The organism is Microbacterium sp. Bi128, from assembly GCF_918698205.1.
Genome location: NZ_CAKKMM010001619.1, coordinates 1 through 1,080, shown reverse-complemented (window position 1 = coordinate 1,080; position 1,080 = coordinate 1). Strand labels below are relative to the sequence as shown.

The 1,080-nt window shown below is 64.5% G+C and carries 3 protein-coding genes; 2 read left to right on the top strand and 1 reads right to left on the bottom strand.

Going from position 1 to position 1,080, the window contains the following annotated elements:
• A partial coding sequence (locus LQV45_RS34995) for an HAD domain-containing protein (protein WP_253074608.1) occupies window positions 1-196 on the bottom strand: 196 nt, incomplete at its 3' end.
• 173 nt (window positions 197-369) lie between these two features.
• Between LQV45_RS34995 and LQV45_RS34990 the strand changes: the two genes are divergently transcribed.
• Together LQV45_RS34990 and LQV45_RS34985 are read left to right on the top strand one after the other, a co-directional pair.
• Entirely contained in the window at window positions 370-726 is a 357-nt protein-coding gene (locus tag LQV45_RS34990) for a YraN family protein (RefSeq protein ID WP_230012585.1), read from the top strand.
• Window positions 727-1,080: magnesium chelatase domain-containing protein (locus LQV45_RS34985; protein ID WP_290370423.1), on the top strand; the 354-nt coding region annotated here is incomplete at its 3' end.

Sequence of the window (1,080 nt, the reverse complement as noted above, 5' to 3'; positions counted from 1 at the left end):
CGTGTCTGTCGACTTCTTCACGGCCGCCGGGGATATGCCGCCATGTGGACGTTAGAACAACGGCTGCGTCCGTGTCGAAGATGATCTTGCAGACCTTGGACGCCAGGAAAGGATCGATGCCCATGAAGCCGCGAAAGCTCTGTCTCGTACCCACGCGGTTGACGACACCGTCAATATCGAGGAAAAGTACCTTCATTCCTGTTCCTCCCGCAGTTCTTTTCGTTCTGCCTTGATTATGCGATCAGCAGTGCTGAACGGGCTGCGGATACTCTTCTCGTCTGGCTCATGTGCTCTTGCAGCCCGGCGACGTTTTCCACATAGCCGAGGTCGTCCCTGTCTTCGTCCCTGGCGGCGCTTCACGCTGGAGGCATGAGAGCTAAGGATGTTCTGGGCCGGCGCGGGGAAGACCTCGCGGCCGACTTCCTGCAGGCCCACGGCATGCGGATCGTGGAGCGGAACTGGCGCTGCCCGGAGGGTGAGATCGACATTGTCGCGCTCGACGGCGACGCGCTGGTCATCGCCGAGGTGAAAACCCGCAAATCCCTGGCCTTCGGGCATCCGTTTGAGGCTGTCGGCGCGGACAAGCTGGCCAGGCTCCACCGGCTGGCAGCGGCGTGGTGCCGTGCCCAGGGGCTATGGATGCCGCTGTGCCGCGTGGACGTGATCGCGGTGGTCGACGACGGCATCGGCGAGCCCGCCCTCGAGCACCTCAAGGGGGTGGGGTAGATGGCCTTGGGCCGGACCTATTCTGTCGCCCTCGTGGGCCTCAACGGCTACATCGTGGAGGTCGAAGCCGACATTGGCCAGACCCTGCCGGCGTTCGTGATCCTGGGCCTGCCGGACGCCTCACTGAACGAGGCCAAGGAACGGATCCGCTCGGCGGCGCAGAATTCGGGGATCCCGCTGAGCCGCCGGAAGATCACGGCCAACCTCATTCCGGCATCCCTGCCCAAACGCGGTTCGGGATTCGACCTCGCCATCGCGATGGCCGTGCTGCTGGCGGCGAACGACATCAGGCCTACGGGCCGCACGGTCTTCATCGCCGAGCTCGGCCTGGACGGCCGGTTGCGGCCAGTGCGC